The following is a 24411-nucleotide window of genomic DNA, read 5'->3' on the forward strand; positions in this document are numbered from 1 at the left end:
TGAGGTTGGCGATGGCGACACTTTCGATCGAACCCCTGACGAAGCAGGCGTTCGCACCGTTCGGGGACGTCGTCGAAACGGAAGGGGCAATACCCCTGTCGATCAACCAGGGCTATGCCAGCCGCTTTAACGAGCTTGCCAATATCGACGTCGCCGCGGAGGGCGGACAGGTCAACATCAGCTGGTTTGTCGCCTCGGTGCGTCCTGCGCCGGTCGCAATCCGCCTGATGGAGCGCCATCCGCTCGGAAGCCAGCTGTTCATGCCGCTCAATGGCGTGGACTGGCTGGTCGTGGTTTGCATGGACCCGCGCAATGCTGCTAGCTATCGGGCGTTCGCGGCGGCGGGGCATCAGGGGGTCAACTATGCCCGCAACTGCTGGCATCACCCGCTTCTGGTTCGCAAGGAGGCAAGCCCGTTTCTTGTGGTCGACCGCAAGGGCGAGGGGAATAATCTCGAAGAATATTGGCTGGACGAGACGATGCAGCTCGATCTGATGCCGGATCACCGTTCCGGAGCGTAATCCGTGGGCTACTGCTGACCCATCGCACCGGTAACCTCACGAGGCGCAAAGATGTCATCGCGAACTTATCACGTGCCGCAGGGCGGCCTTCCGCCGCAGACGGATCTTCTGAGCGGCCGGGCGGTCTTCACGACCGCATACGCCGTCATTCCGGGCAACGTGCAGCGCGATATCGTCACGAGTTACCTGCCGCATTGGGACAATACGCGCGTCTGGGTGCTGGCACGCCCGCTCTCCGGCTTTGCCGAGACGTTCTCTCACTATCTGATGGACATCGCGCCGGCCGGGGGAAGTGAAAAGCCCGAGCCCGATGAGAACGCCGAGGGTGTGCTGTTCGTCGTGGGCGGGCAGGTCACTCTCAAGCTGGCGGGCAAGGAAACGGAGCTGAAGGCCGGCAGCTTTGCCTATGTGCCGCCGGGTTGCGAGTGGAGCCTTCGCAATCGCGGGGCGGCGCCGACCCAGCTTCACTGGATCCGCAAGCTGTACCAGCGTGTGCCGGGTTTGGCCGATCCCGAGCCGATCGTGGCCCACGAAGGTTCGATTGCGCCGGTGCCGATGCCTGATACCGAGGGGCGGTGGGCCACCACGCGCTTTGTCGATCCCGCCGACATGCGCCATGACATGCACGTCAACATCGTGACGCTCGAACCGGGGGGAACGATCCCCTTTATGGAGACGCACGTCATGGAGCACGGGCTGTATGTGCTCGAGGGCAAGGCGGTCTACCGTCTCAATCGCGATTGGGTGGAGGTCGAGGCCGGAGATTATATGTGGCTGCGCGCGTTCTGCCCGCAGGCCTGCTACGCAGGCGGCCCCGGCCGGTTCCGCTATCTTCTCTACAAGGACGTCAACCGGCACATGAATCTGCGGCAGGGCGCGCCGCTGGTCTAGTCAAAGCGCCAGATCAGGGCCCATAACGTGTAGAGCGACAGCGCGATCGGCGCGATCGCCACCGGCGCCTGATCGCCGCGCAGTGCGGCGAGGATCGCACAGGACGCGGTCGCGAGGCCGATGCTCATCATGATGGCGATGATGCGGGCCCAATTGGCGTGGTGACCGATTCCGCGCCCGACGAGGTAGAGCAGGATGGCGAACAACAGCGCCGCGACCGCCGCAATCGCCAGGATGACGACGACCCAGAAACCGGGGCCGGTGAGCAGCGCGGACAGGACCTTGCCGGCGCCGCGCGCGCCGTTGTGCAGCAGTCCGGCAAGGCCATAGGTGCCGACATCCACCGGCGCGCTGGTATCCGCCGGCAATCGGCGCAGCGTCATTGCGGTGTCGGCAAAATCGATCAGCGCGGCGACGGCTGCGACGCCAAGCAAGGCTCCGGTTAGCCGGAAGCCGAGGGCGATGATCATCAGGTGAGAAATCATGCTGCGTTGGTGTCGGTCGGTGACCGCGAGGTTCACCTGGCGCCTTATCCGGACGCAATCCAGTTGCGCAAGCCCTCGACGCTGCGGAATCCGTCGGCGGCGTAGCAGTGGATCGACGGAGCGGCGCCTTGCATCATCTCGGCCAGCGCGTGTCCTGGACCGAGGTCCAGGACACGATCGACGCCTTGCTCCGCAAGAGCCTCCAGTGTCGCCGCCCAGCCGATCTCGCGTGCGACCTGGCTTGCGAGCCTTGCCATCGCATCCGGCACGGAGAAGATGCGTTCGCCGCCATCTCCGGCGAGGAGGATTTTCCGGTCTGCGACAGGGGCGAATGTGCTTGCCGCGAGCGCCTGCTGCAGGGGCTCACAGGCGGGCGCGAGCCGCGACGTGTGAGAGGCGATCTTGACGGCGAGAAGGCCGGCGCGCGCGGCGCGCTGCGTTGATGCCTCGTGGCAGAGATTGATCACGTCCCGCTCCGTGCCGCCAACCACGTAAAGGAGATCGGGGTTCCTGATCGCGATCTCGCAGCTATGCTTTGCAAGCAGCGTTTCGAGTGTTGGCCGTTCGAGCCCGCGGACATAGCCGAGCCGTCCGTCCGGACCGGGCACGCTATCCATCAATCGCGCGCGAATAGCTGTTAGCCGCAAGGCTTCGTCGGCAGTCCATATTCCCGCAACGCTCCAGGCTGCCATTTCGCCGACGCTGTAGCCAGTGACAACGGTTGGTCCGGTCAGCAGATCGGCAATGCAGGCGTGGATCGCGAGGGCCGATGTGACGGTCAGGATCTGGCTGACACGGTTGGCGGCCAGCTCGTCCGTGCCGCGCGTCCTAACGAGCTCGCGCGGGTCTTCACCGAGACAAGCTGTTGCCGCCATGAAGATCGGCTCCGCGACAGGGTTCTCCGAGACCAGATCAAGGATCTTGTCCGAGAGGGTCCCCTGACCGCCGCAGAGCAGTGCTAGCATCCGGATTCAAACCGATCGACGAACAGGGCCATGGCAAGCAGATCTGCCGAGCCGCCCGGACTGAGATTGCGCGCGACGAAAGCCCGGTGAATGCCGGTTGCGCGATCATGCCAGCCTGGGCGGCCGATTCCGCCCGCGGCAAGAAATGCGGATGCGCTGGCTTGTGCGAAGTGCAATCCATCGGCTCCACCCCGGTGCAGCAGATTGGTGTCGGCGACCTCGGCGATCAGCGCCATGCAGGTCTGGACCCGGACCGCCTCCTCATCATGAGGCGCGAGCTGCCGCGCCGCATGCAGCGCGGGAACGGCGACATTATAGACGGAGGGAAAGCCGCAAGCGGCTTCCGCTCGGGCGCCGCCGGTGCCGTAGCGCCGTGATGCCACGGCGCCATGGCTGCGCAAGGATATCGGGCCGTCGAGGATAGCCTCGCCCCAACGTTGCGACACCAGTTCGCCGAGCGGCTTGCGGATGCCGAGTGCGCTGCGATAGCCGGCCGCGGCGCAGAGCAGGCCCAGTCCGAAGATCGCGCCGCGATGCGTATTCACGCCCGAGGTCGCCGCCAGCATCGCAACTTCCGCCGCAACTCCGATCGCGCGCAACCGGCCCATGCCGGCGCCCTCGGCGCCTGCGGCGGCGAGTTTACTGAAGAACGGCGCCAGCGTGTCGGCGCTCCGGCGCAGCAGCGCGGCATCCATGTCGCGATGCGCACCGTTGTCGACATGGCTGACCAACCCCGGCTTAGGATAGGTCTCGACCTCGAGCGTCAGGGAGAGCGATGCGAGACGGCCGAGCTGCTCAGCATCGAATGCGCGTTGCGGCGCCGCTTGCCATCTCAGGGCAAGGTTCATGACGCGGCTCGGGACAGAAAGGCCGCGCGCGTCGTGCTCGCGACACCGGTCGGACCTTTCACGAGAACTTCGTCCTCGTCATTGCCGATCAGCTCACGCCATTGCGCGCCGCCGGCGGGACCCGTGATCTCGCCGTCCAACCGCATTGGCGCTTGCCTGGCAATCGCGGCGATGGCGGACGGCAGGGTCTCCGTTTGCGTTGCTGCCGACAGCGGCCAGAGCAGATCGAGGTCCGAACCCTCGGTAAGGTAGGGAAGGCCGGTGAGATGCTGCCAGGCCAAGCTGCCGAACGTGCGGGTCTCCGGCAGAAGTTGAAGCAGCAGGTCTATCGTCGTGCGCCAATGCGCAGGCGCTGCTGCGGCGGCGTCGGCCAGCAAGGGGGGCAGGGCGAATGCGATGATATCGGCGGCGGCGAGCGAGATCGCAATGCGCCGTTTGCCGTGGCTGGCCGGCAGCGGCAGGCCGAGCGGAATCATTCCAGCGACGTCGCTGCAAGCTGGCCGGCGAACGATGAGCGGATGGCCGGCACCGACCCAGCCTGCGACGATCGGCTCGCTGGCGAGCTCGGGATAGCGGTTCATCACGGCGCTCCATCCGGACGCCGACGCCTTCACCATGCTGTGGCGCGCGAGCGGCTCAGCCATGTCGCGCCTCCTGATGCGGAGCCGCCGCGAGCGCGACAACGCGATCGGCGATCTCGGCGGCCTTGCGCCGTCCGCCGCGCGCAGCGCCGAGCCGGCCGCGATCGTCCTGTCCTTGCGGTCGTTGCAGCACGGCGGCAAGCTGCGGCGCGAGGGGCGCGCCTGCGTCCCAGACGACATCAATGCCGCCTGTCCGCACCATGTTGTCGAGCCCGGGCGCGAACACCGGCGTTACTTCGGCCTTCGCCTTCAGCACATCGATCGGCAGCTTGGTGACCCGCGCCATCGATGGCAGATCCATCACCGCAGGATGGGCGCCGGGCAGCGCGACCAGCGTGCCGGTGGCGAGCGCAGTAGCGATGAATGCGCCGGCGGCGCTGCCGCCATAGAGCAGGCTGATGGTGTGATGCCCCTCGGCTTCGGCCAGCAGCAGCGTCTTGGCGAGATGCGACAAATACTCGCTGAGGCCGAGCAGCTCGTCGCGCTTGCTCATGCGCTGGCTGGCAGAATCCACCAGGATCAGGATCGGCGCGCGATTGCCCGATTTGACGATCTCGATGATGCGTCCCGCGAGCACGATGGCTTCGTCCACGCCGAGCGGCTGGCCTTGCGTGATGCCGAGCACGTGGATTGGTCCGCCGCCGGACAGCACCGCCTGCCCGGAGATCATCGCGCCCGAGGTTTCGATGCTACTGCCGTTCGGGAAAAGGCCGGCCAGGATGTCAGCGAGCGTCATCGGCGTTCTCCCTGTTATCGGCCGCGAGAAGGAACGCGCCGGTCGGACGTGCGGGGATTTCGGTCGGCTGGTCGATGCCGAGCGTCTGCCAGATCTCGACGGCATCCTTGACCTCGCCAAAGCGCTGCAACCGTCGCTCCAGACGCGCCTGTTCTGCTGCGAGAACCGCGACGTCACATCCTGCGCTGATCTTGAGCGCGACGATCGCGGCTTGTCGAAACGCCAGTGCCTCGTCGTCGACGAACGCATCGGCGCCGCCGATCAGGAAGCGGTGCTTGCCGCCCATCGTGCGCCAGACCAGCGCGCGGTCGCGCGAGTCGAATTCCTCGATGCCCCTGTTGGTCTCGATCACTTCGGGGCCGCTGACGCTGAGCCGGCCCTGTTCGGAGATAATCACCTTCGAGCAGGTGCCGGCGATCAGGCTGCCGCCGCCATAGCAGCCGGCGCGGCCCCCAATCAGGCCGACGACGTTGACGCCGGCGCGGCGCGCCTCGATCACCGCGCGCATGATCTCCGCGATCGCGAGCTCGCCGGCATTGGCCTCCTGCAGCCGCACGCCGCCGGTGTCGAACAGGATCAGCACGTCCTGGCTGAGCGCGCGCGCCGCTCGCAAGAGCCCGGTGAGCTTGGCGCCGTGGACTTCACCGAAGGCGCCGCCCATGAAGCGCCCCTCCTGCGCGGCGAGGAGAACGGCTTTGCCGTCCAGCCGGCCGCGGCCGACGACGATGCCGTCGTCGAACTGCTCGGGTAGGTCGAAGATCGCCAGATGCGGGCTGATCTCGCGCAACTCCGGTCCGATGAATTCGCAGAAGCTGCCGGCATCGACCAGCGCGTCGATGCGCTGCCGGGCGCTGGCCTCGTACCAGCTCAGCGAGACGTCATTGCAGGTCGCAGCTGTCATCGTTCCGGCTCCTCGATCTTGCGAACGCCCTGGGCAAGCCGCAGCGCGACCGTGTCAGGCCGCGCGCCGCCGTCATTGATGGAGATGCGCAAGCCGCCGGCAGGGCGACGTGTGACGAAGTCGCGGACCACGGCGTCCCACACCGCGCCGAACCCGTGCGCGGCGGTGGCGATGTCGATTGTGCAGGTGTCGGCCGGCGGGGACCGTTCCAGCAGCACTTCGAGATTGCCGGAGGCAACCACGCCGACGATCGCCTGCGCGCGGGTGCCGCTGGCGGATCTGGGTGCAGACAGTCTGAAGCTGAGCTTTTCCATGCAAAGACTCCTCACCAGTTGCGGAAACGGCTGGGCGGGCGGTAGAGGCCGCCGGAGGCCAGCATGAGATCCTTGATCGAACGGGCCGCGAGCAGATTGCGGTCGGCGTCGAGCGGATCGATGCCGAGATCTTCGGGGCGCCGGATCACGCCGCGCTGCCTGAGCTGCTCGACGAGCTTTGCATCCCGCGCACGGCCGATATCGGTGTAGCCGGCGACGCCACGGATCGCCTGCTCGCGCTCGTCCTTGCTGCGGCACATCAGGAGGTTGGCGATGCCTTCCTCGGTGACGATGTGGGTGACGTCGTCCGAGTAGACCATCACCGGCGCGAGATCGAGCTTGAGCTCCTGCGCCAGATCGAGCGCATCCAGCCGCTCGACGAACAGCGGCGTGTTGCGCTCGCCAAAGGTCTCGCCGATCTGCACCACGAGCTTGCGGCCCCGGCGCAGCGCGGCGCTGGAATCGGGGTCGGCTTCGGCACCAGCCTTGAGCCAGGGCTCGCTCGGGTGACGGCGGCCACGCGGATCGGAGCCCATGTTTGGCGCGCCGCCGAAGCCGGCGATGCGGCTGGTCGTCACCGTCGAGCTGTGGCCCTCGAGGTCGATCTGCAGCGTCGATCCGATGAACATGTCGCAGGCATAGAGGCCCGCGGTCTGGCAGAAGGCGCGGTTGGAGCGCAGCGAGCCATCGGGTCCGGTGAAGAAGATGTCGGAGCGCGCGGCGACGTAATGCTCCATGCCGACTTCCGATCCGAAGCAATGGATCTGCTCGACCCAGCCGGCTTCGATCGCCGGAATCATCGTCGGATGTGGATTGAGCGCGAAATGGGTGCAGACCTTGCCCTTGAGGCCGAGCTTCTCGCCATAGGTCGGCAGCAGCAGCTCGATCGCGGCAGTATTGAAGCCGATGCCGTGATTGAGCCGGCGCACACCGTAGGGCGCGTAGATGCCTTTGATGGCGAGCATCGCCGTCAGGATCTGGGTCTCGGTGATGGCGGCGGGGTCGCGGGTAAACAGCGGCTCGACATAGAAGGGACGGCCAGCCTCGACCACGAAATGCACGAGGTCGCCAGGGATATCCACGCGTGGCACCTTGTCGACGATCTCGGTGACCTGCGCCACGACGAGACCGTTCTTGTAGCTCGTCGCCTCGACCACCGTCGGCGTGTCCTCGGTGTTCGGCCCCGTATAGAGATTGCCGTCCTTGTCGGCGCTCACCGCCGCGATCAGCGCGACGTTCGGCGTGAGGTCGATGAAGTAGCGGGCGAATAGCTCGAGATAGGTATGGACGGCGCCGAGCTCGATCTTGCCGCCGAACAGCATGCGCGCGATGCGCGCCGATTGCGGGCCGGAATAGGAGAAGTCGAGCCGCCGCGCGATGCCCTTCTCGAAGATGTCGAGGTGGGAGGGCAGGACCACGCCTGATTGCACCATGTGCAGGTCATGGACATCCCGGGGGTCGAGGTTCGCGAGCGCCGAGGCGAAGATGTCGGCCTGCTTTTGATTATCGCCCTCCAGGCACACCCGGTCGCCTGACCGGATCACCCCCTTCAGAAATGCGGGGAGGTCGGGAATCGGGACGACCTTCCCCCTGGCGTGCTGTCGGCCGGCCGCGAGGCGTTCGCCTAGGGCGGCCTTTTGCATACCCCAATCGCTCATTTCGGCTCCCTGGCATGCGAGGTTGGTCTTCGATGACGTCGAATGTATGCGTATTGCCTTCGAATGTCAATTAGTGTATACGTAAACCCATAAGCGATGGATATTCGCATACACAGGAGGGAATTTATGATGCGAATGCATGCAGAAGGCCCGTATCCGGGGACTCGCGCCCCGCTCACAGAGGGGAGGCGCCCGTGACCATTTCAGGCGTAGCTCTGCTTGCGATCTGCACGCTGCTGGGGGGCCTGCTTGGGGACCTGCTCGGCGTTGCCCTCGGTGTGAAGGCCAATGTCGGCGGCGTCGGCATTGCGATGATGTTCTTGATCGCCGCCCGGCTCTGGCTGGTGCGGCACGGCCTGCTCAGCCGCGGGCTCAACACCGGCGTCGAGTTCTGGGGCAGCTTCTACATTCCGATCGTGGTCGCCATGGCCGCGCAGCAGAACGTCGTCGCCGCGGCGAAAGGCGGTCCGATTGTCGTCATTGCGGGGCTAGGCGCGGTCGCGGTGTGTTTCACGATGGTGGCCTTGATCGGCCGGCTCAGTGGCCGCGTCGAGACCATGGACGAGATCGAGGCCCGAGAGGCGATCGAGGCGAATGTGCCCCACTTCAAATCCGGGAGGGTTGGATGACCATGATCTCTCACGTTCTCGCCGCCAATGCGCTGATCACGGCGTTCGCCGCCGTCGGGATCCTGATGTGGATCTCGGGTGCGATCTCGAAATACCTCACCTTCGGGCGCATCCACGGCTCGGCGATCGCGATCATGCTGGGTCTCGTGCTGGCCTTTTTCGGCGGGCTTGCCACCGGCGGCGAAAAGGGCGTCGCCGACCTGCCGGCGCTGACCGGGATCGGCCTGATGGGCGGCGCGATGCTGCGGGATTTCGCCATCGTCGCCACCGCCTTCGAGGTCGATGTCATCCATGCGCGCAAGGCCGGATTGATCGGTGCGGTCGCGCTCGGACTGGGAACGGTCGTTCCGTTCATTCTGGGCGTTCTCGTTGCCGCAGCCTTTGGCTACACTGATGCCGAATCGCTCACGACGATCGGCGCGGGTGCGGTCACCTACATCGTCGGTCCGGTCACGGGGGCAGCGATCGGCGCGTCGTCGCCGGTCATTGCGCTCTCGATCGCGACCGGTGTATTCAAGGCGGTGATCGTGATGATCGGTACGCCCTTCGTCGCGAAGATGATCGGCCTCGACAATCCGCGCAGCGCAATGGTGTTCGGCGGCTTGATGGGGACGGTCAGTGGCGTTTCCGGAGGTCTTGCGGCAACCGATCGGCGTCTGGTGCCTTACGGCGCATTGACCGCGACGTTTCATACCGGGTTGGGATGCCTGGCCGCACCGTCCATTCTCTACTTCACGGTGCGCGCAATCATAGGAAGCTGAATGGCGGGTCTGTTCAAAGTCGCAGCCGAAGCAGAAGAAGATGGCGGCCTCCTCTCCGATCGCATCCGCAATGCGCTCACGGACGAGATCGCGTCCGGTGCGCTCGTCGCCGGTTCGGCTCTGGAAGAGCAGCAGCTTGCCGATCGCTTCGGGGCTTCCCGCACGCCGGTGCGGGAGGCGCTGCGGCAGCTCGTCGTCAGCGGACTGGTCGAGGTGCGTGGGCGTCGCGGGGTCGTGGTGGCGCGGATGACGCCCGAGCGGATCATGGACATGTTCGAGACCAGCGCAGAGGTGGAAGCCATGTGCGTCCGCCTCGCGACCTATCGCATGACGCCGCTCGAGCGCAGCCGCCTGATCGAGCTGCACGAAGGTTCGCGGGCGATGGTCGAGGCCAGTGACGTCGATGCCTACGATGCCTTCAACCGGGTGTTCCACGAATGCATCTACAGCGCGACGCACAACTCGTTCATGGCCGAGCAGGCCCAGGACGTGCGTGCGCGGTTGAGTGCCTTCCGCCGCACGCAATTGCGGCAGGGCGATCGCATTCGCAAGTCCCGCGACGAGCATGATGCCATCATGCAGGCGATCGCCGAGGGCGACGGCGAGACCGCCTCACGCCGGATGCGTGCACATATGCTGAACGCTGCGGCGGCGCTGCGGCGTTACATCGAAGACCGCGTCAGGCCGGTTCAGTCGCCTGAGCCCGACGACGTTTGATGCCGCGCCGTCCGACCCGTGCGTCATAGCGGGAACGTCAGCGATTTCGCCAGCCTGACCAGATCGACCTGGCGGCGGCATCCCGTCTTCTCGAACACATGAAGCAGATGGGTTTTCACGGTGGCGACGGACACGCCGAGCAGCCCTGAGATCGCGTCGCGTGTATGTCCCTCGCAGATGAGCTCGAAGATGCGGATCTCGGCCGGCGTCAAATCGTAGAGCTGGTTGAGGGCGACGTGAGACATCTGCGGCGGTCCCGAGGCCGACGCCACGAACAGCGCCGCGGCGGCGCGCTGGGCCAGGCGGGCTCGCATGTGGCCGCGTCGCAGCGGCAGGACGTGGATGACGAGAGGGGCGCCGTTCGGGCGAGGGACCGCGATGCCAATGCCTTTCTGGCCGAGTGCGGCCTCGTCCCTTGCGGCTTGTGCGACGGCCGACTGCAATGTGGCGCTCGTCGTCGCGGACTCAACCGCGATCCGGCCATGTCGGGTCGTGATCGGATCGCCGGCTGCGAGCATCGCGGTGGCGGCGGCGTTGCTGTGAACGATCCTCGACTCCTCGTCCGCGAGGACGACGCCGACGGTCAGAGCCTCCATGGTCGCGGCGAATGTCGTGGCTTCCACCGTCTTCATGTCGAACAGGTTGCTGATGGTCACGGCGCGGCGGATGTGGGGCGCGAGAAGGCGCAATCCGTTGACCTGCGCATCGTCGATGGCGCCGGCGGATTCGTGCTGGCTGAAGATCGCATTTCCGACCATCATTCTGTCGCGCACGAGACCGACGGCAACGGCGTCGAACAGGCCCTTGGGCAGGGCCCATTCGCGATAATAGCGATTGCCGGAAATGATCTCCTGCCGGACCGCCTGGGATTGAACGATGGGTTCGCCGAGCGGGTATTGCCGGATACGCTCGGCACCGCCCCAGAGCTCGATGATGTCGGCCCCATAGCCGATCGCATTCCGGGTCATCTCGGTCAGGTCGGAGCCGGAGACCGCATTGACGACGGCTTTCATGTTGGTGAGGCTGGCCACCGAAAGCGCGCCGGTGGCAAAGCCGAACTCCGCGCATATCTCGTTCAGGATGTCGGCCCAGCGTTCAGGTGCGATCACGCAATCATAGATGCCGCCGATGAGGTACGAAAACCTTTCGACCGAAGCCTGCTGCATTCCAAACCACTCACTTCAAAATTATACCGGAAACGTCAGCGACTTCGCGAGCCTGACCAGATCGACCTGGCGGCGGCATCCCGTCTTCTCGAACACATGAAGCAGGTGCGTTTTCACGGTGGCGACGGACACGCCGAGCAAGTCCGAGATCGCGTCGCGTGTGTGTCCTTCGCAGATGAGCTCGAAGATGCGGATCTCGGCCGGCGTCAGGTCATAGAGCTGATTGAGCGCGACATGAGACATCTGCGGCGGGCCGGAGGCTGATGCCACGAAGAGGGCGGCGGTGGCGCGCTGGGCGAGGCGGGCCCGCACGGAGCCGCGTCGAAGCGGCAGAACGTGGATGACGAGCGGATCACCGCTCGGGCGAAGGATCGGGATGCCGATGCCCTTCTGGCCGAGCGCCGCCTCGTCCTTCGCGGCCTGCGCGATGGCCTGATGCAACGAGGTGGTCGTCGCCGTCGACTGAACCGCGATCCGGCCCTGTCGCGCCAGGATGGGATCGTTTGCCGTGAGCATGGCATCGGCTGCGGCATTGGCGTGAACGATCTTCGCATCCTCGTCGACGAGGACGACGCCGACCGTCAGGGCCTCGACGGTCGCGGCGAATGTCGCGGCCTCCACGGTCTTCATGTCGAAGAGATTGCTGATCGTCACGGCGCGGCGGATGTGAGGTGCGAGGACGCGCAAACCGCTGATCTGTATCTCTTCAATGGCCCCGTCAGACTCATGCTGAGCGAACATGGCATTTCCGATTATTGTTTTCTCGCGAACAAGGGCGACGCCGACGGCGTCAGACAAGCCCCTGGGCCGGGACCATTCCCGATAATACCGATTGCCGAGAATGACCTCCTCCGGAACGGCCTGGGATCGAATGATCGGTTCTCCAAGCGGATATCGCCGAATGCGCTCAAAGCCGCCCCAGAGTTCGACGATGTCGGCCGCATACTCCTTGCTGGTCTGGGCCAGCGTCGGGACAGGGTCGGTTCCGGAGGCCGCATTGACGCCGATCGTCACATTGGTGAAGCTGTAGGCCGAGAGCAGGGCGGTCGCGAAGCCGAGCTCCAGGCGAATATCGTTCAGAACATCCGTCCAGTGCTCGGGCGCAATCACACAATCGTAGATCGCGCCGATGAGGTCGGAGAATTTCTCGACCGAGGCCTGCTGCATTCCGAACCACTCACTCGAAAAATGTCGCTTGAAAGTCACTTCAAAGTCACTTGGGGAACCGCAGCATCCGCCGCTGGCGGGTGTCCCGGTCCGTGAGGCAAGTCTCACCTCAAGGTCTTAGCATTGTGAGTCCGCGACGCAATGGGAGCACTTCACACAAGCGCATGGGTCGCCCGATGAATTTTTGCTGATGACGCGCCTTGCGCCTGTGTGGCCGTGCGTCCGGTGCTTGGCCTGACTAAGTTTCTGGCAGGCGCGCCGCCTTGTATGCAGCCTGTATCAAGTTGCAGGATTATCCCGATGCAACGCCGCTTGGCGTGCGCTACGGCGGGGAGTTCCCGGCCGAACTGCGGTTCGGGATGCCGGCCTATTTGATCCGGGCAAAGCTGACGACCCCGAGCCCCTTGTTGATCGAGCGGTCGAACACGGTGAAGTAGTTGTTCATCAGCGGCAGCCCGAGAATCGACGGGCCGTTTTCGCTGCCGAAAGCCAGCGAGGCATGGCCGGCTTTCGGTGCGTCGGTCTGCCAATAGGTTTGCGGGGTGACCTCCAGGGTGACGTCGCTGCCGAGCGCGCCTTCCAGGACGAAGGTCAGCACCGGCCAGTCGGCCAGCTTGAGCTTGCTCATCGGCAGGTACCCGGCGTGGATTTCATCCTCGAAGCCGAGAGACTTGAACCGCGCGAGGACCTCCTTGAACACCGGCCTGTCGAGATAGATCCCGGTGGTGCCGCTGTCCACGACCGCATTGGACGCGTCGCCGCTGGCCTTGGTCGGCGGAAAGGCCTCCACGGGCACGGTATTGCCGACCGTGACGGACCTCAGATTGACATTGTAGTAGGTGTCGTGAACCACGCGCGCGACCTGGAAGGCGCCGTCGTAGAGATCGATTTGCTCCTCGCCGCCTCCGAGGATGAGAAATCCGCTGTTCTGCGGATCGGTCGCTGGTTTCGCCGTCGCCATGCTGACCGAAGATCGCAGCGTGTAGAAGGCGAACTTGTTGGCCACCGGGCCCGCGCCCTCGAGTTGCGAGAAGTACGGTTCGATATAGGTGCGGTGGCCGTGCTGAATCTGGTTGTAGGTGTAGTGAGGTGGAGTGGTCGGGCCCGGCATTCTGTAGGCCTCGTTGAGCCTGGCGTAGGCGAGGCCGAGGATGCCGTGCGCCCGCCCGAACATCTCCTTGGTCGCGTGATAGGCGACGGCAGTATGGACCTTGGGCAGGGTGAGGGGGTGGGCGGAGTTGACGCTGATGTCGGTCAGCACAATGCCGCCGACCCAGCGGCTGCCATCCTCATAGCCGATCTCCTGGCCGATATTGGTGAGCTCGGCTGCGCTGTCCTTGGTCGGGTCGTAGATATGGCCGTCCACCGCCAACGTGCTGCTGCCGGTATCGAGAAGCACGTCGACCTCAACCTTCTTGTTGCCGACAAAGATCTTGCCGCTGTAGTCGCCGTCGTTGAGGACGTTGGTGATGGGCATCCGCACGGTGGTCGTCGAAATTTTTCCGCCAAGAGCCGCTGCGGCGCTGTGGATGGTGTGCGTCAATTGCGGAGCGACCAGGGCCTTTGGCAGATACGCGTTCGTCGTGGCTTTGGCCATCACGCACCTCTCCATTGGCATGTTGCGGCGTTGCCGCGCGATCAGGTCGTGGCGAAATTCCAGAGTGGTTGCCGATGATCGCTCCGCAGTCGAGAAAAGGGCGCTGCAGAGCGTCAGCTGGTTCGTATGAATTGCCGGATCAAAATCGGTCGTGCCGTCAGGATGGGGATTGCGCCCCGCTGGAAGACGGGCATGCCGCACATGCCCCATCCCGACGCAAAATTCAGCATAGGGCGAGAACTTTCGTGACGCAACGTCAGCGCGATTTGATCGCCGGCCTATTGTTCAGATTGCAGTGCGGGATGGCATGGTTCGGAAATGACCATGCGGGCATCTCACCGCTACCGGGCGGCCTTCGTCAGGTTCGCCAGGCTCGCCGCGAGCTCGTCGCTTCGGAAGGGTTTTGTCAGCCGCGACAGGTCCGGCGTGATGCCTTCGTTGTTGGCGTAGCCTGATACGATGAGAACCTGGAGCTCGGGATATTGATTGCGCAGGGCGAGGCCGAGGTCTGTTCCGTTCATGCCGGGCATCAGATGGTCCGTGACCAGCAGGTTCGGCCGCAGGCCGTCCTTGACGCGCTGAAGCGCATCCTCCGCCGATCCTGTTTCGACGACCCTGTAGCCGAGCTCGCTCAGCATCTCGGCGGTGCTCATGCGCACCAGCGGTTCGTCGTCCACCAGCAGTGCCGTGCCGGCGGGCAGCGGTCGCAGTCTTGCCCGGGGCGCCGTATCGATCGCGCCCGCGGCCGCGTGACTGACCGGCAGCCACAATTCGACTGTAGTGCCCGCTCCCACAGTGCTCTTGATCGTCAGCGCCCCACCGAGCTGCGATGCCAGGCCGTGGACCATTGACAGACCAAGGCCGGTCCCTTGTCCGATGCCCTTGGTCGAGAAAAACGGCTCAACCGCGTGAGCCAGCGTCTCTTCGTCCATGCCGATGCCGGTATCCGCAACCGAGATGCAGACATAAGTGCCCGGCACGAGCTCGGAGCCGTGCGCGTGCTCGATCGTCCGGGCCTTGGCCGAGATACGCAACTTGCCGCCGTCGGGCATGGCGTCACGCGCGTTCACGCTGAGATTCAGGATTGCCATCTCGATCTGGTTGGGATCGGCCATGGCTTCCGGCAAGCCTTCCGGCGTGTCCACGGTCACCTGGATCTGCGGGCCGGTGGTGCTGGAGATCAGCTCGCCCATGTCGGCGACGAGCCGGCCGATATTGACTGGAATGGCCTGAAGCGGTTGCCTGCGCGCGAAAGCGAGCAGGCGCTGCACCAGCGTCTTGGCGCGCTCGGCTGCCTGCGCGGCGCCGGCGATCAGGCGACGCTCGCGCTCGCCGCCGATACCCTTGCGCTGAAACAGGTCGAGCAGGCCGACGATCGGCGTCAGCAGATTGTTGAAGTCGTGCGCGACGCCGCCGGTGAGCTGGCCCATCGCCTCCATCTTCTGCGCCTGACGCAGCGCCTCCTCGGCCCGCGCAAGCCGCGCCTGCTCCTCGAGGCGATCCGTCGCGTCCACCCCCGTCAGGAACGCGCCGATCCGCGTGCCGTCGGCCGCGCGCAGTGCCTCGAACTTCATTTCGTAGACGCGACGGTCAAAACGGGGATCGCCGAGCTCCTCGATGCCGGTGAAAGCTTCGCCTTCAAGTGCGCGCCCCCAGATCGCGGTTGCCGCAGCGAGATGTTCGGGCCGGTCGGCCAGGAATTCTTGCAGGGAATCGCCGACATTCGGGCGCTTGCCGTAGATGCGCTCATAGGCGTCGGCGCTGGACGCGTTGATGGCAAGCCAGCGATAGCCGAGATCGAGCGCCTCAATCTGCCCGTCGGTGGTTTCGACGATGGTGGCGAGCAAATGACGCTCGGCGGTGCGTTCGGCGACGCGCTGCTCGAGCGTGGCATTGAGCTCCCTGTAGCGCGCTTCGCTCGCCCGCAGCTGCGTCTCACCGAGAACGCGTTCGGTCGTCTCGGAGACGATGCAGAGGACGCCGCCGACCGAGCCATCGTCATCCGGTACGGCCGAGTAGGAGACGTCCCAGTAACTCGTCTCGCCGTAACCGTGACGCTCGACGTAGAAGGGACGATCCTTCGCCGCGAATGTCTTTCTCGTGTTGCGGACGCCAGCCAGCAACGGTTCGAGATCGTCCCACAACTCTCCCCAGTTTTCGATCGCGGGCCGGCCGAGGGCGCGGGGATGATTGGCGCCGATGCCGGGCGCGTAGGCGTCATTGTAAAGTGCGACGAAATCACGACCCCAGAACAGAACGATCTGGGCCTGTGCGGGCAGCAGCATGCGGACCGTGGTCTTGAGCGCTTGGGACCATTGCAGGGGAGGGCCGAGCGGCGAATCCGACCAGTCGAGGGCGTGCATCATCGCACCCAGCTCGCCTCCGCCGGCGAGGAAGTCCATGTCACTTGACTGCCGAGCAGTGTTCTCAGACAGCACGGGACCCCCTCGCAACGCATGACATGGGCGTCCTGCCCACTCGAGCCCGGATTTTCGAGGACTCGTGCACAAGCTGTCATAACGCATGGGCAGCCCTGCGGTTCCGTCGCGCTAGTTTCGCGGCGCCCTTGTGCTATTGCTGCTGCGCGCAACGATGCGAGGACGCCATGCTCCCCCTTCCCGCCGACATCTTCACCGAGCCCGAAGACGTCTCGCCCGACAGCCTCGCCAATCTCGGGCCACTCCGCCGGCTCGCCGGCACCTGGCAGGCGGACAAGGGCATCGACATCAATCCGAAAGCGGAGGGGCCGGAGCGGCGGACCTTCATCGAGCACGTCCGGATGGACCCAATCGATCCGCAGGCCAACGGGCCGCAACTGTTCTATGGCTTGCGCTATCACATTCACATCAACACGCCCGAGGAAGACATCACCTTTCACGACCAGGTCGGCTACTGGCTCTGGGAGCCCGCGACCGGGCTGATCATGCAGACGCTGGCGATCCCGCGCGGGCAGGTGCTGCTCGCCTCGGGTCAAGCCAAGCCGGATGATAAGAAGATCTCCGTTACGGCGAAGCGCGGCGATACCGCTTACGGGATCTGCTCGACCGACTTCCTGGAACAAGCTTTTCGCACCGACGCTTATCGCTGCGACATCACGTTCAACGACGATGGCAGCTGGAGCTATCTGATCCAGACCGAGTTGTTCGTCCGCGGGGCGCCGTTCAATCATCACGACAGCAACACGCTGAAGCTGGTCGCGCCGCCCAAGCTCAACCCGCTGGCGGTGATCGTGAGCGCCCGCGCCAAGAACGATGGCGAGAAAGGCAGCAACCCGGCGTGACGCGCTGCTACGGAGAATGCATATGAAGCCTTATGTCGTCTGCCTGATGCATGCGAGCCTCGACGGCCGTACGCATCCCAGCCGTTGGCGTCCGAAGGGAGCCGGCACCGACTGGTTCGAGAAGATCCATGACGAGCTCGGCGGCGATGCCTGGGTGATCGGTCGTGTCACCGGCTCCGAATTCGCCAAGGGCAAGCCTTATCCCGAGACGTCCAGCGCGACATTTCCCCGCCAGAACTGGTTCGCGCGGCGCGATGCCAAGAACAATGTGAAGACCTACGGCGTGGTGCTGGACGCGCACGGCAAGATCGGTTGGGGCCGCTCCGACATTGGCGGCGATCCGATCGTCGTGGTGCTGACCGAGGGCGTGCCGGACTCTCATCTCGCCGGTCTGCGCGGCGAGGGCGTGTCCTACATCTTTGCCGGAAAATCCGAGATCGACCTCGCCTTGACGGTCGAGATCCTCAATCGCGAGCTTGGTGTGAAGCGCCTGCTGGTGGAGGGTGGTGGCGTCGCAAACGGCGCGTTCCTGCGCGCCGGCCTGATCGACGAATTCAACCTGATCCTCAGCCCCGCGATCGACGGTGCCCGGGGCGCACCTTTCGTGTTCGATTCGGTCGAGGCGGACAGCGACAAGCGCGCGCCGCTCACCGCGATGACGTTGGAGAGCACGCGGGATCTCGGCGGCGGCGTCCTGCTGCTGCGCTATCTGATCCAGAACGAGGCCGCGCGCCAATAACAGCATGTCGGACACGTCAGAGCATATCGTCATCGTCGGCGCGGGCGCCGCCGGCCTGATGGCTGCCCGCGAGCTTGCGCGCGGCGGCAAACAAGTCACGATCCTGGAGGCGCGCGACCGCTGCGGCGGGCGTATCCATCCGCTGCCGGCCTCGGAGTTCGGTTATCCCGCTGATGCCGGTGCCGAGTTCGTCCACGGCGAGGCGCCGGTCACGCGCGGCCTCGCACGCGAGGCCGGACTGACGGTGCGGACCATCGGCGGCGCGCAATGGAGCTTTGACGGCACGGACTTCTCGCGGGAGAACCCGCGCGATCTCCATGACGCAAGGCTTCATGCCGCGGTGAAGGATCTGGCCGACGATCTCACCGTCGCCGATTTCCTGCGCCAGCATTTTGGCGGACCGGACGACGCGCGCCTGCGCCATGCCGTCGAACGCATGGTCGAGGGCTACGATGCGGCCGACCCCGAGCGCGCCTCGACACTGGCGCTACGCGACGAATGGATGAACGACGGACACGCCATGCAGGCGCGCATTGACGGCGGCTATAGCGGCCTGATCGATTTCCTGGAAACCGGGTGCCGCAAGTCTGGCGTTGCCATTCACTTCGGTGCCGTGGTCACGGCGATCGAGGAGAGCGATGGCAAGCTCGCCATCCGCTCTGCCGGCGGCGCGGCACAAAGCTGCGATCGCGTGGTCCTCACGGTGCCGCTGCCGTTGCTGCGCGAGATTACGCTGCCCGCGACCGCGCGCGCAAAGGCCGCAGCCGCCGACGACATCGGCTTCGGCAGCGTCATCAAAATCCTGCTGCGGTTTGCGCGGCCATGGTGGCGCGAGCGGCGCGCAGAGTTTTCGGACATGCTGTTCCTGCTGTCGGATGAAACCATCCCCGTGTGGTGGACGCGGCAGCCGGATCGGCATCCCGTGCTCACGGGATGGCTTGGCGGTCCGCGAACGGCGGAGCTGTCGCATCTCGATCCGCAAGGATTGATCGACGCCGGGATCTCCTCGCTCGCCGCAATCTTCCGCATTCCGCGCCAGGAGATTGCGCGGGAGCTCATGGTGGCCGCAGCCCCCAATTGGGCGCATGATCCCTTTGCCCGCGGGGCCTATTCCTGGGCAACGCTGCGGACGCGCGCAGCGCAAGAGCGTCTCGCGCGCGCCGATGGCCCGGTGCTGTTCTCGGGTGAAGCGCTCTATCGCGGTCGCGACATGGGGACGGTCGAGGCAGCGCTCGCGAGCGGAGCGGAGACGGCGGGGCTGATCCTGCGCGGATAGGAAAGAAGGCCCGCATCTCTGCGGGCCTTTGGTCTCACCAGCGATTGCCGCCGAAGCTGAAGCTCACGCCGGGGCCGCCACCGCCATAATAGCCGTAGGGTCCGCCGCCGTAATAGCCCTGATGCCGCGGGTAATAGCCATAGCTGCGATAGTGCGGCCGGTAATAGCCGTGGTGGTGCGGACGCCAGCCGTGATGGCGATGGCCATGATGATGCCGGTGCTGCGCGCTGATATCGGTCGATTGGCGCGTCTGTGCGTTCGGCTTGGCCTTTCCGTCACCGGCCGCGTTGGCTGCGGATCCGCCGGCCAGCGCTGCAGCGCCGATAGCCATCGCGACAAAGAGATACTTCATGTCATCACTCCAGTTGAGATGTCGAGTGACAACAGATGGGCGTTCCCCGCGTTCCGGCGAGAGCGGGCGTCGAAACGACGCAGACCATCAGCGCGGAAAGCGCACTGAGGTCTATTGTCGCATCGCCGTCAGCGAGGTGATCACTTCGCTCGTGGTCACGATGCGGGCAAATTCGCCGTTTAGATTCGACAGCGTCATCGCGTGAATCTCCTCGGCCGAATGTGTGTCGCCGTCGGGACCGGTGCGGTCGAATGTCCATGTCGCGTCGCGCACGAGTCTTGCGTCGAAGCCGAGATTGCCGGCCATCCGCGTCGTCGTCTCCACGCAATGATTCGTGGTCGCGCCGCAGATCACGAGCGTGGCGATGTCACTCGCGCGCAAGCGCATCTCGAGATCGGTGCCGATGAAGGCGCTGTTGACGCGCTTGACGATCACCGCCTCACCGGCCTGCTCGCGCGCCTCGTCCTTGACCGCGTAGCCGGTGCGCGTCGGCAGGAACGTCGAGTTCGGCTTGGTGCCTTCGTGGCGGATATGGAAGATCGGTGCGGCGCTCGCTCGGAACGCTGTGAGCAGATCGACGATGCGCGCCAACGCATCCGGGTTGTTGCGCCGCTTGCCCGCCGCCTCCCATTCATCGAACGCGCGCTGGACGTCGACGACGATGAGGGCGGGGAGGCGATGAGGCATGACGAGGGTTTCCGCAATTTGGTCGAGTATGCGAGGCGATTGCGGAGCCAGGCAATGGCGATTTTCCCTCGTTTCGGGACGGCGCGCCTCACGGATGTGGACCGGGAAAGCCGTGGCGGTCCGACAGCGCGGCGAGGATGGCGTCCTTGTCGGCAATGAAGGCGCGCCCCTGATGACTGCCGGTCTGGTGCGGCGATGTCGTCCCATCCGCCAGAACCAGCAGCGGCAGCCATTGGTTCTCTTCGCCGACAAGCGCGATCACGGCCTCCCGCGGCTTCGGCCAGGCGATGCGTTCGACGTCGAGCTGTTCGGCCAGCGCCGGAAACGAGGCGAGCACGCCTTCGATCAGCGCGCAATGCCAGCAATAGAAGCGTTGGCCGGGGTAGGCTGGGTCCTCGAAGCCGGGGCGCAGGAGAAAAAGGCGGTCGCGCGTCATGGGTCGCTCCGAAGCATGGCCGCTTTGCTGCGGATCAAAGCGGCAAGGACTGGCCAGCCTAATGTCCGATCCCCAGATCGATTGGGAATCGGGACGTTGCGAAAGGACGCCATGCCGGAGCCGATCAGTCAACCGCAGACGCTCGCCGCGGTAAGAACGTTGCCGGAGCTCCTGCGCTGGCGCGTCGGCGCGACCCCGGCAGCGGAAGCCTATCGGCATTTCCAAGCGTCGGTCGGGCGCTGGATCAGCCAGTCCTGGCAGGAGATCAACGCCGAATTCGAGATCTGGCGACGGGCGCTCGCGGCGGAAGGTTTCGCGCCCGGCGAGCGCGTCGCGATCCTGATGCCGAACGGCACGGCGCATATCGCGATGGACCAGGCGGCGTTGTCGCGCGGCCTCGTGCCGGTGCCGATGCATGCGGTCGACAATCCCGACAGCATCGCCTACATCCTCGCCGATTCCGGCGCCCAATTCCTGCTGGTCGATACGCTGGAGCGCTGGCAGGCCATCGTTGCGACCGGCCAGCCGCTCGACCATCTCAGGCGCATCATCTGTGCGGATGCGAGCGGACCGGCGGCGGATGCGCGCGTCGTCGCGCTCGACCGCTGGCTCGCCGCCGCACCCGGCGCGAATGCGCCGATGGTGGACGTAGCGGTGAAACCGGACGATCTCGCCGCGATCGTCTACACCTCCGGGACGACGGGGCGGCCGAAGGGCGTGATGCTGTCGCATGGCAACGTCCTCGCCAATGTGAAAGCGGTCGCGCAGCGCATCGCGGCCGCGCCGGATGATGTCTTTCTGTCCTTCCTGCCGCTCTCGCACACGTTCGAGCGCACCGGCGGCTACTACTATCCGATCGCGGCAGGCGCCTGCGTTGCCTATGCGCGCTCGGTGCCCCTGTTGTCGGAGGATTTGAAGCATGTCCGGCCGACGGTGCTGGTTTCGGTGCCGCGGATTTATGAGCGCATCTCCGCGCTGATCATGCAGCACCGCGCCGCAGCCGGGACCATGGAGCGAACGCTGCTCGATCTTACGCTTGCGGTCGGCGGCCGGCGCTTCGAGGCGCGACAGGGACGCGGAACATGGTCTGTGCTCGATCGCCTGGCCTGGCCGCTGCTGAAGCGGCTCGTCGCCGACAAGGTGCTGGCGCAGCTCGGCGGCCGATTGCGCGTCGCCGTCTCCGGCGGTGCGCCGATCGCAGAGCCGGTCATCCGCCTGTTTCTCGCGCTTGGGCTCGACATCCTCCAGGGCTACGGCATGACCGAGACCTCGCCCGTGGTCTCCGTCAACACCATCGACGACAACGATCCGCGTTCGGTCGGTCATGTCCTTGACGGCGTCGAAGTCAGGCTGGGCGAGAACGACGAGCTGCTCGTACGCGGACCAAGCGTCATGCTGGGCTATTGGCACAAGCCTGAAGAGACGCGGCGCGTGAAGGAGGCCGACGGCTGGTTGCACACCGGCGACCAGGCGCGCATCGAGAACGGACGCATCACCGTCACCGGCCGCCTCAAGGACATCCTGGTCACTTCGACGGGCGAAAAGATCGCGCCGGTCGACCTTGAGACGGCGATCCTCGCCGATCCCTTGTTCGAGCAGGCGCTGGTGATCGGCGAGCAGCGTCCCTTTCTCGCCGCGCTGGTCGTGCTCGACACAAAAGCCTGGGTCCAGGAGAAGGAGAGGCTCGCGGCCAGCGGCCAGCAAGGCGGGGCGGCTGAGCGCGCCGCATTGCTCGCGCGGATCGCAGCGGCGGTGAAGGCCTATCCGTCCTACGCGACGCCGCGCGCGGTATGGTGGACGCTGGATCCCTGGACCATTGGTGCGGGGCTGCTCACGCCGACGCTGAAGAACAAGCGCCCCGTGCTCGAACGCCGCTTCGCCGCCGAGATCGAGCAGATCTACGCGAAGAAGCCTCCGGTGACGTCCGACCTGCCTCGCCGATAGGGGGCAGCGACCTCTCGAAAATTTGGCCTCAAATCAACGTGATGCCCACGCCGGGGCCGCTTGATCCAGCGCAACTTCAGCCGCCGCCCGTCGATGCAATGTCGCGCCGGAAGTTGGACTGCAATCGAGGCAGGTTATGAAGGCATATTTCATCGGCGGCGGCATCGGATCGCTCGCAGGCGCGGCGTTCCTGATTCGTGACGCGAGGCTTTCGGGGCGCGACATCATGATCTACGAGGCGCAGCCGCTGCTCGGCGGCAGCCTCGACGGAGCGCAGCTTGCGAACGGAGCCTATTCGCTTCGCGGTGGACGCATGCTCACCACCGACCACTACGAATGCACCTGGGACCTGCTCTCGGGGATCCCCTCGCTCGAACGCCCCGGCCTCAGCGTGCGCGAGGAGACCGTCGCGTTCAATCTGGAGAACCCGGCGCATTCCCGGGCGCGGCTGGTCGACCGCAACCGCTTCAAGATCGACGTCTCGCATATGGGCTTTACCGCGCGCGACCGCCTCGAGTTGTTGCGGCTCACCGAGGCGTCGGAGGAGACGCTGGGGAATAGTCGCATCACCGACTGGCTGTCACCGGGATTCTTCGAATCCAATTTCTGGTACATGTGGCAGACCACCTTTGCCTTCCAGCCCTGGCACAGCGCGGTCGAGCTGAAGCGCTATCTGCACCGCTTCATGAACGAATTCCCCCGCATCGAGACGCTCGGCGGCGTCAAGCGCACGGTCTACAATCAGTATGACGCGATCGTGCGGCCGCTCGAGGACTGGCTGAAGCGGCAGGGCGTGCAATTCGTGCGCGGGACGCGCGTCACCGACATGGCGTTCGAGCAAGAGGGCGAGAAGCTGCGGGTGCGCCAGCTCGTGCTCGACCGCGATGGCCGCACTGCCAATGTCCGCCTCGAGGACGGCGACCTCGCGTTCTTCCAGAACGGCTCGATGACGGATGCTTCGAGCCTCGGCTCCATGACCGAGCCCGCGCCGTGCCTGACCAAGGAAGACAGCCAGGGCTGGACGCTCTGGGAGACGATCGCCAGGGGGCGTCCCGAATTCGGCAATCCGTCGGCGTTCAATGCCTCGATTCCCGAATCCTACTGGCAGTCCTTCACGGTGACCTGCCGCGATCCGCGCTTCTTCGACCAGATGGAAGCGCTCTCCGGCAACAAGGCGGGCACCGGCGGCCTCGTGACCTTCAGGGATTCCAACTGGCTGATGTCGGTGGTGCTCTATCACCAGCCGCATTTCGTCGGCCAACCGAAGAACGTCCAGGTGTTCTGGGGCTATGCGCTGCATCCCGATCGCATCGGCAATTTCGTCGCCAAGCCGATGTCCGATTGCGGCGGTGCCGATATCCTGAAGGAGCTCTGCGGCCATCTGAACTTCGACCGCGCCGTGTTCGACGACGCGATCTGCATCCCGTGCCGCATGCCCTACATCACCAGCATGTTCATGCCGCGCAACGCTGCCGACCGGCCGTTGCCGGTGCCCGCGAATTCGGTGAACCTCGCTTTCGTCAGCCAGTTCGTCGAGATTCCCGACGACGTCGTCTTCACCGTCGAATATTCGGTGCGCGCGGCGCAGACCGCGGTCTATCAGCTGATGAAGATCGACCGCCCGGTGCCGGCCGTGACCCGCCACGACAAGTCGCTTGCCGTGATCTTTGCGACGCTGGAGAAGGCGTTCGCGTGATACC

25 protein-coding genes are annotated in these 24411 nt (G+C 65.3%); 10 read left to right on the forward strand and 15 right to left on the reverse strand.

What is annotated here, in order from left to right; genetic code table 11:
- The first annotated feature begins 11 nt into the window (after window positions 1–11).
- Together ACWAT4_RS04745 and ACWAT4_RS04750 are read left to right on the forward strand one after the other, a co-directional pair.
- Window positions 12–521: an ureidoglycolate lyase gene (locus tag ACWAT4_RS04745; RefSeq protein ID WP_449729934.1), complete on the forward strand. Its 510-nt coding sequence runs from the start codon at window positions 12–14 to the stop codon at window positions 519–521.
- A 51-nt stretch (window positions 522–572) separates the two neighbouring features.
- Complete coding sequence (locus ACWAT4_RS04750) at window positions 573–1412, forward strand: bifunctional allantoicase/(S)-ureidoglycine aminohydrolase (RefSeq protein WP_449729935.1); 840 nt, start codon at window positions 573–575, stop codon at window positions 1410–1412.
- On the opposite strand, the gene ACWAT4_RS04755 is transcribed toward ACWAT4_RS04750, so the two are convergent.
- The 8 genes from ACWAT4_RS04755 to mdcA are packed head-to-tail and all read right to left on the reverse strand — an operon-like array spanning window position 1409 to window position 7960.
- Window positions 1409–1882, reverse strand: a complete 474-nt coding sequence (locus tag ACWAT4_RS04755; RefSeq protein WP_212426390.1) for a hypothetical protein — start codon at window positions 1880–1882, stop codon at window positions 1409–1411. The genes ACWAT4_RS04750 and ACWAT4_RS04755 overlap by 4 nt on opposite strands.
- A 59-nt stretch (window positions 1883–1941) precedes the next feature.
- The gene (locus ACWAT4_RS04760) at window positions 1942–2862 is read right to left on the reverse strand and encodes an acyltransferase domain-containing protein (RefSeq protein ID WP_212426389.1); all 921 of its coding nucleotides are present in this window, start codon (window positions 2860–2862) and stop codon (window positions 1942–1944) included.
- Window positions 2856–3710, reverse strand: a complete 855-nt coding sequence (mdcB, locus tag ACWAT4_RS04765; RefSeq protein ID WP_449729936.1) for a triphosphoribosyl-dephospho-CoA synthase MdcB — start codon at window positions 3708–3710, stop codon at window positions 2856–2858. Before mdcB ends, ACWAT4_RS04760 begins: the two co-directional genes overlap by 7 nt.
- Window positions 3707–4354: a malonate decarboxylase holo-[acyl-carrier-protein] synthase gene (mdcG, locus tag ACWAT4_RS04770; RefSeq protein WP_449729937.1), complete on the reverse strand. Its 648-nt coding sequence runs from the start codon at window positions 4352–4354 to the stop codon at window positions 3707–3709. The genes mdcB and mdcG overlap by 4 nt, the downstream gene beginning before the upstream one ends.
- Window positions 4347–5087 carry a biotin-independent malonate decarboxylase subunit gamma gene (mdcE, locus tag ACWAT4_RS04775; protein WP_449729938.1) on the reverse strand — a complete coding sequence of 247 codons (741 nt, stop codon included), beginning with the start codon at window positions 5085–5087 and terminating at the stop codon, window positions 4347–4349. The genes mdcG and mdcE overlap by 8 nt, the downstream gene beginning before the upstream one ends.
- On the reverse strand, window positions 5074–5988 hold the full coding sequence (locus ACWAT4_RS04780; RefSeq protein WP_449729939.1) for a biotin-independent malonate decarboxylase subunit beta: 915 nt from the start codon (window positions 5986–5988) through the stop codon (window positions 5074–5076). Before ACWAT4_RS04780 ends, mdcE begins: the two co-directional genes overlap by 14 nt.
- Window positions 5985–6302 (reverse strand): malonate decarboxylase acyl carrier protein, encoded by a 318-nt coding sequence (gene mdcC, locus ACWAT4_RS04785; protein WP_449729940.1) that lies wholly within the window; start codon window positions 6300–6302, stop codon window positions 5985–5987. Before mdcC ends, ACWAT4_RS04780 begins: the two co-directional genes overlap by 4 nt.
- Before the next feature lie 11 nt (window positions 6303–6313).
- Entirely contained in the window at window positions 6314–7960 is a 1647-nt protein-coding gene (mdcA, locus tag ACWAT4_RS04790) for a malonate decarboxylase subunit alpha (protein ID WP_449729941.1), read from the reverse strand.
- A 194-nt stretch (window positions 7961–8154) separates the two neighbouring features.
- Between mdcA and madL the strand changes: the two genes are divergently transcribed.
- The 3 genes from madL to ACWAT4_RS04805 are packed head-to-tail and all read left to right on the forward strand — an operon-like array spanning window position 8155 to window position 10067.
- Entirely contained in the window at window positions 8155–8589 is a 435-nt protein-coding gene (gene madL / locus ACWAT4_RS04795; RefSeq protein WP_212298517.1) for a malonate transporter subunit MadL, read from the forward strand.
- Window positions 8586–9350, forward strand: coding sequence for a malonate transporter subunit MadM (madM, locus tag ACWAT4_RS04800; RefSeq protein WP_212298516.1), 765 nt, complete (start codon window positions 8586–8588; stop codon window positions 9348–9350). Before madL ends, madM begins: the two co-directional genes overlap by 4 nt.
- Entirely contained in the window at window positions 9351–10067 is a 717-nt protein-coding gene (locus tag ACWAT4_RS04805; protein ID WP_212298515.1) for a GntR family transcriptional regulator, read from the forward strand.
- A 23-nt stretch (window positions 10068–10090) separates the two neighbouring features.
- Here ACWAT4_RS04805 and ACWAT4_RS04810 read toward each other — a convergent pair whose 3' ends face one another.
- The 4 genes from ACWAT4_RS04810 to ACWAT4_RS04825 all read right to left on the reverse strand — a co-directional run bounded on the left by ACWAT4_RS04810 (window position 10091) and on the right by ACWAT4_RS04825 (window position 16399).
- Window positions 10091–11233, reverse strand: coding sequence for a helix-turn-helix transcriptional regulator (locus ACWAT4_RS04810; protein WP_449729942.1), 1143 nt, complete (start codon window positions 11231–11233; stop codon window positions 10091–10093).
- Between the two features lie 21 nt (window positions 11234–11254).
- A complete protein-coding gene (locus ACWAT4_RS04815) occupies window positions 11255–12400 on the reverse strand; it encodes a helix-turn-helix transcriptional regulator (protein WP_449729943.1) in 1146 nt (381 codons plus the stop codon).
- A 367-nt stretch (window positions 12401–12767) separates the two neighbouring features.
- Window positions 12768–13997: a pepsin-like aspartic protease gene (locus tag ACWAT4_RS04820; protein ID WP_449729944.1), complete on the reverse strand. Its 1230-nt coding sequence runs from the start codon at window positions 13995–13997 to the stop codon at window positions 12768–12770.
- Window positions 13998–14338: 341 nt separating this feature from the next.
- A complete protein-coding gene (locus ACWAT4_RS04825; protein WP_449731164.1) occupies window positions 14339–16399 on the reverse strand; it encodes a hybrid sensor histidine kinase/response regulator in 2061 nt (686 codons plus the stop codon).
- Between the two features lie 203 nt (window positions 16400–16602).
- Between ACWAT4_RS04825 and ACWAT4_RS04830 the strand changes: the two genes are divergently transcribed.
- Genes ACWAT4_RS04830 through ACWAT4_RS04840 form a run of 3 tightly spaced genes read left to right on the forward strand, consistent with a single transcriptional unit; the run spans window position 16603 to window position 19292 of the window.
- The gene (locus ACWAT4_RS04830) at window positions 16603–17277 is read left to right on the forward strand and encodes an FABP family protein (RefSeq protein ID WP_212426377.1); all 675 of its coding nucleotides are present in this window, start codon (window positions 16603–16605) and stop codon (window positions 17275–17277) included.
- Between the two features lie 22 nt (window positions 17278–17299).
- Window positions 17300–18016 carry a RibD family protein gene (locus tag ACWAT4_RS04835; RefSeq protein ID WP_212426376.1) on the forward strand — a complete coding sequence of 239 codons (717 nt, stop codon included), beginning with the start codon at window positions 17300–17302 and terminating at the stop codon, window positions 18014–18016.
- A gap of 4 nt (window positions 18017–18020) precedes the next feature.
- A complete protein-coding gene (locus tag ACWAT4_RS04840) occupies window positions 18021–19292 on the forward strand; it encodes a flavin monoamine oxidase family protein (protein WP_449729945.1) in 1272 nt (423 codons plus the stop codon).
- A gap of 34 nt (window positions 19293–19326) precedes the next feature.
- Here the strand turns inward: ACWAT4_RS04840 and ACWAT4_RS04845 are convergent, their stop codons facing one another.
- The 3 genes from ACWAT4_RS04845 to ACWAT4_RS04855 all read right to left on the reverse strand — a co-directional run bounded on the left by ACWAT4_RS04845 (window position 19327) and on the right by ACWAT4_RS04855 (window position 20767).
- Window positions 19327–19644, reverse strand: coding sequence for a hypothetical protein (locus tag ACWAT4_RS04845; RefSeq protein ID WP_212298507.1), 318 nt, complete (start codon window positions 19642–19644; stop codon window positions 19327–19329).
- A 111-nt stretch (window positions 19645–19755) separates the two neighbouring features.
- On the reverse strand, window positions 19756–20331 hold the full coding sequence (locus tag ACWAT4_RS04850) for a cysteine hydrolase family protein (protein ID WP_212426374.1): 576 nt from the start codon (window positions 20329–20331) through the stop codon (window positions 19756–19758).
- 88 nt (window positions 20332–20419) lie between these two features.
- Window positions 20420–20767 carry a DUF3088 domain-containing protein gene (locus ACWAT4_RS04855; RefSeq protein WP_212298505.1) on the reverse strand — a complete coding sequence of 116 codons (348 nt, stop codon included), beginning with the start codon at window positions 20765–20767 and terminating at the stop codon, window positions 20420–20422.
- Between the two features lie 111 nt (window positions 20768–20878).
- Here ACWAT4_RS04855 and ACWAT4_RS04860 point away from each other — a divergent pair, with 111 nt between their 5' ends.
- Window positions 20879–22711 (forward strand): AMP-dependent synthetase/ligase, encoded by a 1833-nt coding sequence (locus tag ACWAT4_RS04860; protein WP_449729946.1) that lies wholly within the window; start codon window positions 20879–20881, stop codon window positions 22709–22711.
- Between the two features lie 136 nt (window positions 22712–22847).
- Window positions 22848–24407, forward strand: coding sequence for an oleate hydratase (locus ACWAT4_RS04865; protein ID WP_449729947.1), 1560 nt, complete (start codon window positions 22848–22850; stop codon window positions 24405–24407).
- Window positions 24408–24411: the final 4 nt, after the last annotated feature.

The sequence above is a fragment of the Bradyrhizobium sp. T-1 genome, from assembly GCF_053592855.1.

What these genes read in the sequence shown, in the direction of transcription:
- mdcA (WP_449729941.1), bottom strand. Translation starts at nt 7,960, where the DNA reads ATGAGCGATTGGGGTATGCAAAAGGCCGCCCTAGGCGAACGCCTCGCG.
- mdcC (WP_449729940.1), bottom strand. Translation starts at nt 6,302, where the DNA reads ATGGAAAAGCTCAGCTTCAGACTGTCTGCACCCAGATCCGCCAGCGGC.
- madM (WP_212298516.1), top strand. Translation starts at nt 8,586, where the DNA reads ATGACCATGATCTCTCACGTTCTCGCCGCCAATGCGCTGATCACGGCG.
- ACWAT4_RS04760 (WP_212426389.1), bottom strand. Translation starts at nt 2,862, where the DNA reads ATGCTAGCACTGCTCTGCGGCGGTCAGGGGACCCTCTCGGACAAGATC.
- ACWAT4_RS04825 (WP_449731164.1), bottom strand. Translation starts at nt 16,399, where the DNA reads ATGGACTTCCTCGCCGGCGGAGGCGAGCTGGGTGCGATGATGCACGCC.
- ACWAT4_RS04780 (WP_449729939.1), bottom strand. Translation starts at nt 5,988, where the DNA reads ATGACAGCTGCGACCTGCAATGACGTCTCGCTGAGCTGGTACGAGGCC.
- mdcE (WP_449729938.1), bottom strand. Translation starts at nt 5,087, where the DNA reads ATGACGCTCGCTGACATCCTGGCCGGCCTTTTCCCGAACGGCAGTAGC.
- mdcG (WP_449729937.1), bottom strand. Translation starts at nt 4,354, where the DNA reads ATGGCTGAGCCGCTCGCGCGCCACAGCATGGTGAAGGCGTCGGCGTCC.
- ACWAT4_RS04750 (WP_449729935.1), top strand. Translation starts at nt 573, where the DNA reads ATGTCATCGCGAACTTATCACGTGCCGCAGGGCGGCCTTCCGCCGCAG.
- ACWAT4_RS04845 (WP_212298507.1), bottom strand. Translation starts at nt 19,644, where the DNA reads ATGAAGTATCTCTTTGTCGCGATGGCTATCGGCGCTGCAGCGCTGGCC.
- ACWAT4_RS04815 (WP_449729943.1), bottom strand. Translation starts at nt 12,400, where the DNA reads ATGCAGCAGGCCTCGGTCGAGAAATTCTCCGACCTCATCGGCGCGATC.
- ACWAT4_RS04805 (WP_212298515.1), top strand. Translation starts at nt 9,351, where the DNA reads ATGGCGGGTCTGTTCAAAGTCGCAGCCGAAGCAGAAGAAGATGGCGGC.
- ACWAT4_RS04745 (WP_449729934.1), top strand. Translation starts at nt 12, where the DNA reads ATGGCGACACTTTCGATCGAACCCCTGACGAAGCAGGCGTTCGCACCG.
- ACWAT4_RS04860 (WP_449729946.1), top strand. Translation starts at nt 20,879, where the DNA reads ATGCCGGAGCCGATCAGTCAACCGCAGACGCTCGCCGCGGTAAGAACG.
- mdcB (WP_449729936.1), bottom strand. Translation starts at nt 3,710, where the DNA reads ATGAACCTTGCCCTGAGATGGCAAGCGGCGCCGCAACGCGCATTCGAT.
- ACWAT4_RS04755 (WP_212426390.1), bottom strand. Translation starts at nt 1,882, where the DNA reads ATGATCATCGCCCTCGGCTTCCGGCTAACCGGAGCCTTGCTTGGCGTC.
- ACWAT4_RS04820 (WP_449729944.1), bottom strand. Translation starts at nt 13,997, where the DNA reads ATGGCCAAAGCCACGACGAACGCGTATCTGCCAAAGGCCCTGGTCGCT.
- ACWAT4_RS04810 (WP_449729942.1), bottom strand. Translation starts at nt 11,233, where the DNA reads ATGCAGCAGGCTTCGGTCGAAAGGTTTTCGTACCTCATCGGCGGCATC.
- ACWAT4_RS04830 (WP_212426377.1), top strand. Translation starts at nt 16,603, where the DNA reads ATGCTCCCCCTTCCCGCCGACATCTTCACCGAGCCCGAAGACGTCTCG.
- ACWAT4_RS04840 (WP_449729945.1), top strand. Translation starts at nt 18,021, where the DNA reads ATGTCGGACACGTCAGAGCATATCGTCATCGTCGGCGCGGGCGCCGCC.
- ACWAT4_RS04835 (WP_212426376.1), top strand. Translation starts at nt 17,300, where the DNA reads ATGAAGCCTTATGTCGTCTGCCTGATGCATGCGAGCCTCGACGGCCGT.
- ACWAT4_RS04850 (WP_212426374.1), bottom strand. Translation starts at nt 20,331, where the DNA reads ATGCCTCATCGCCTCCCCGCCCTCATCGTCGTCGACGTCCAGCGCGCG.
- ACWAT4_RS04855 (WP_212298505.1), bottom strand. Translation starts at nt 20,767, where the DNA reads ATGACGCGCGACCGCCTTTTTCTCCTGCGCCCCGGCTTCGAGGACCCA.
- ACWAT4_RS04865 (WP_449729947.1), top strand. Translation starts at nt 22,848, where the DNA reads ATGAAGGCATATTTCATCGGCGGCGGCATCGGATCGCTCGCAGGCGCG.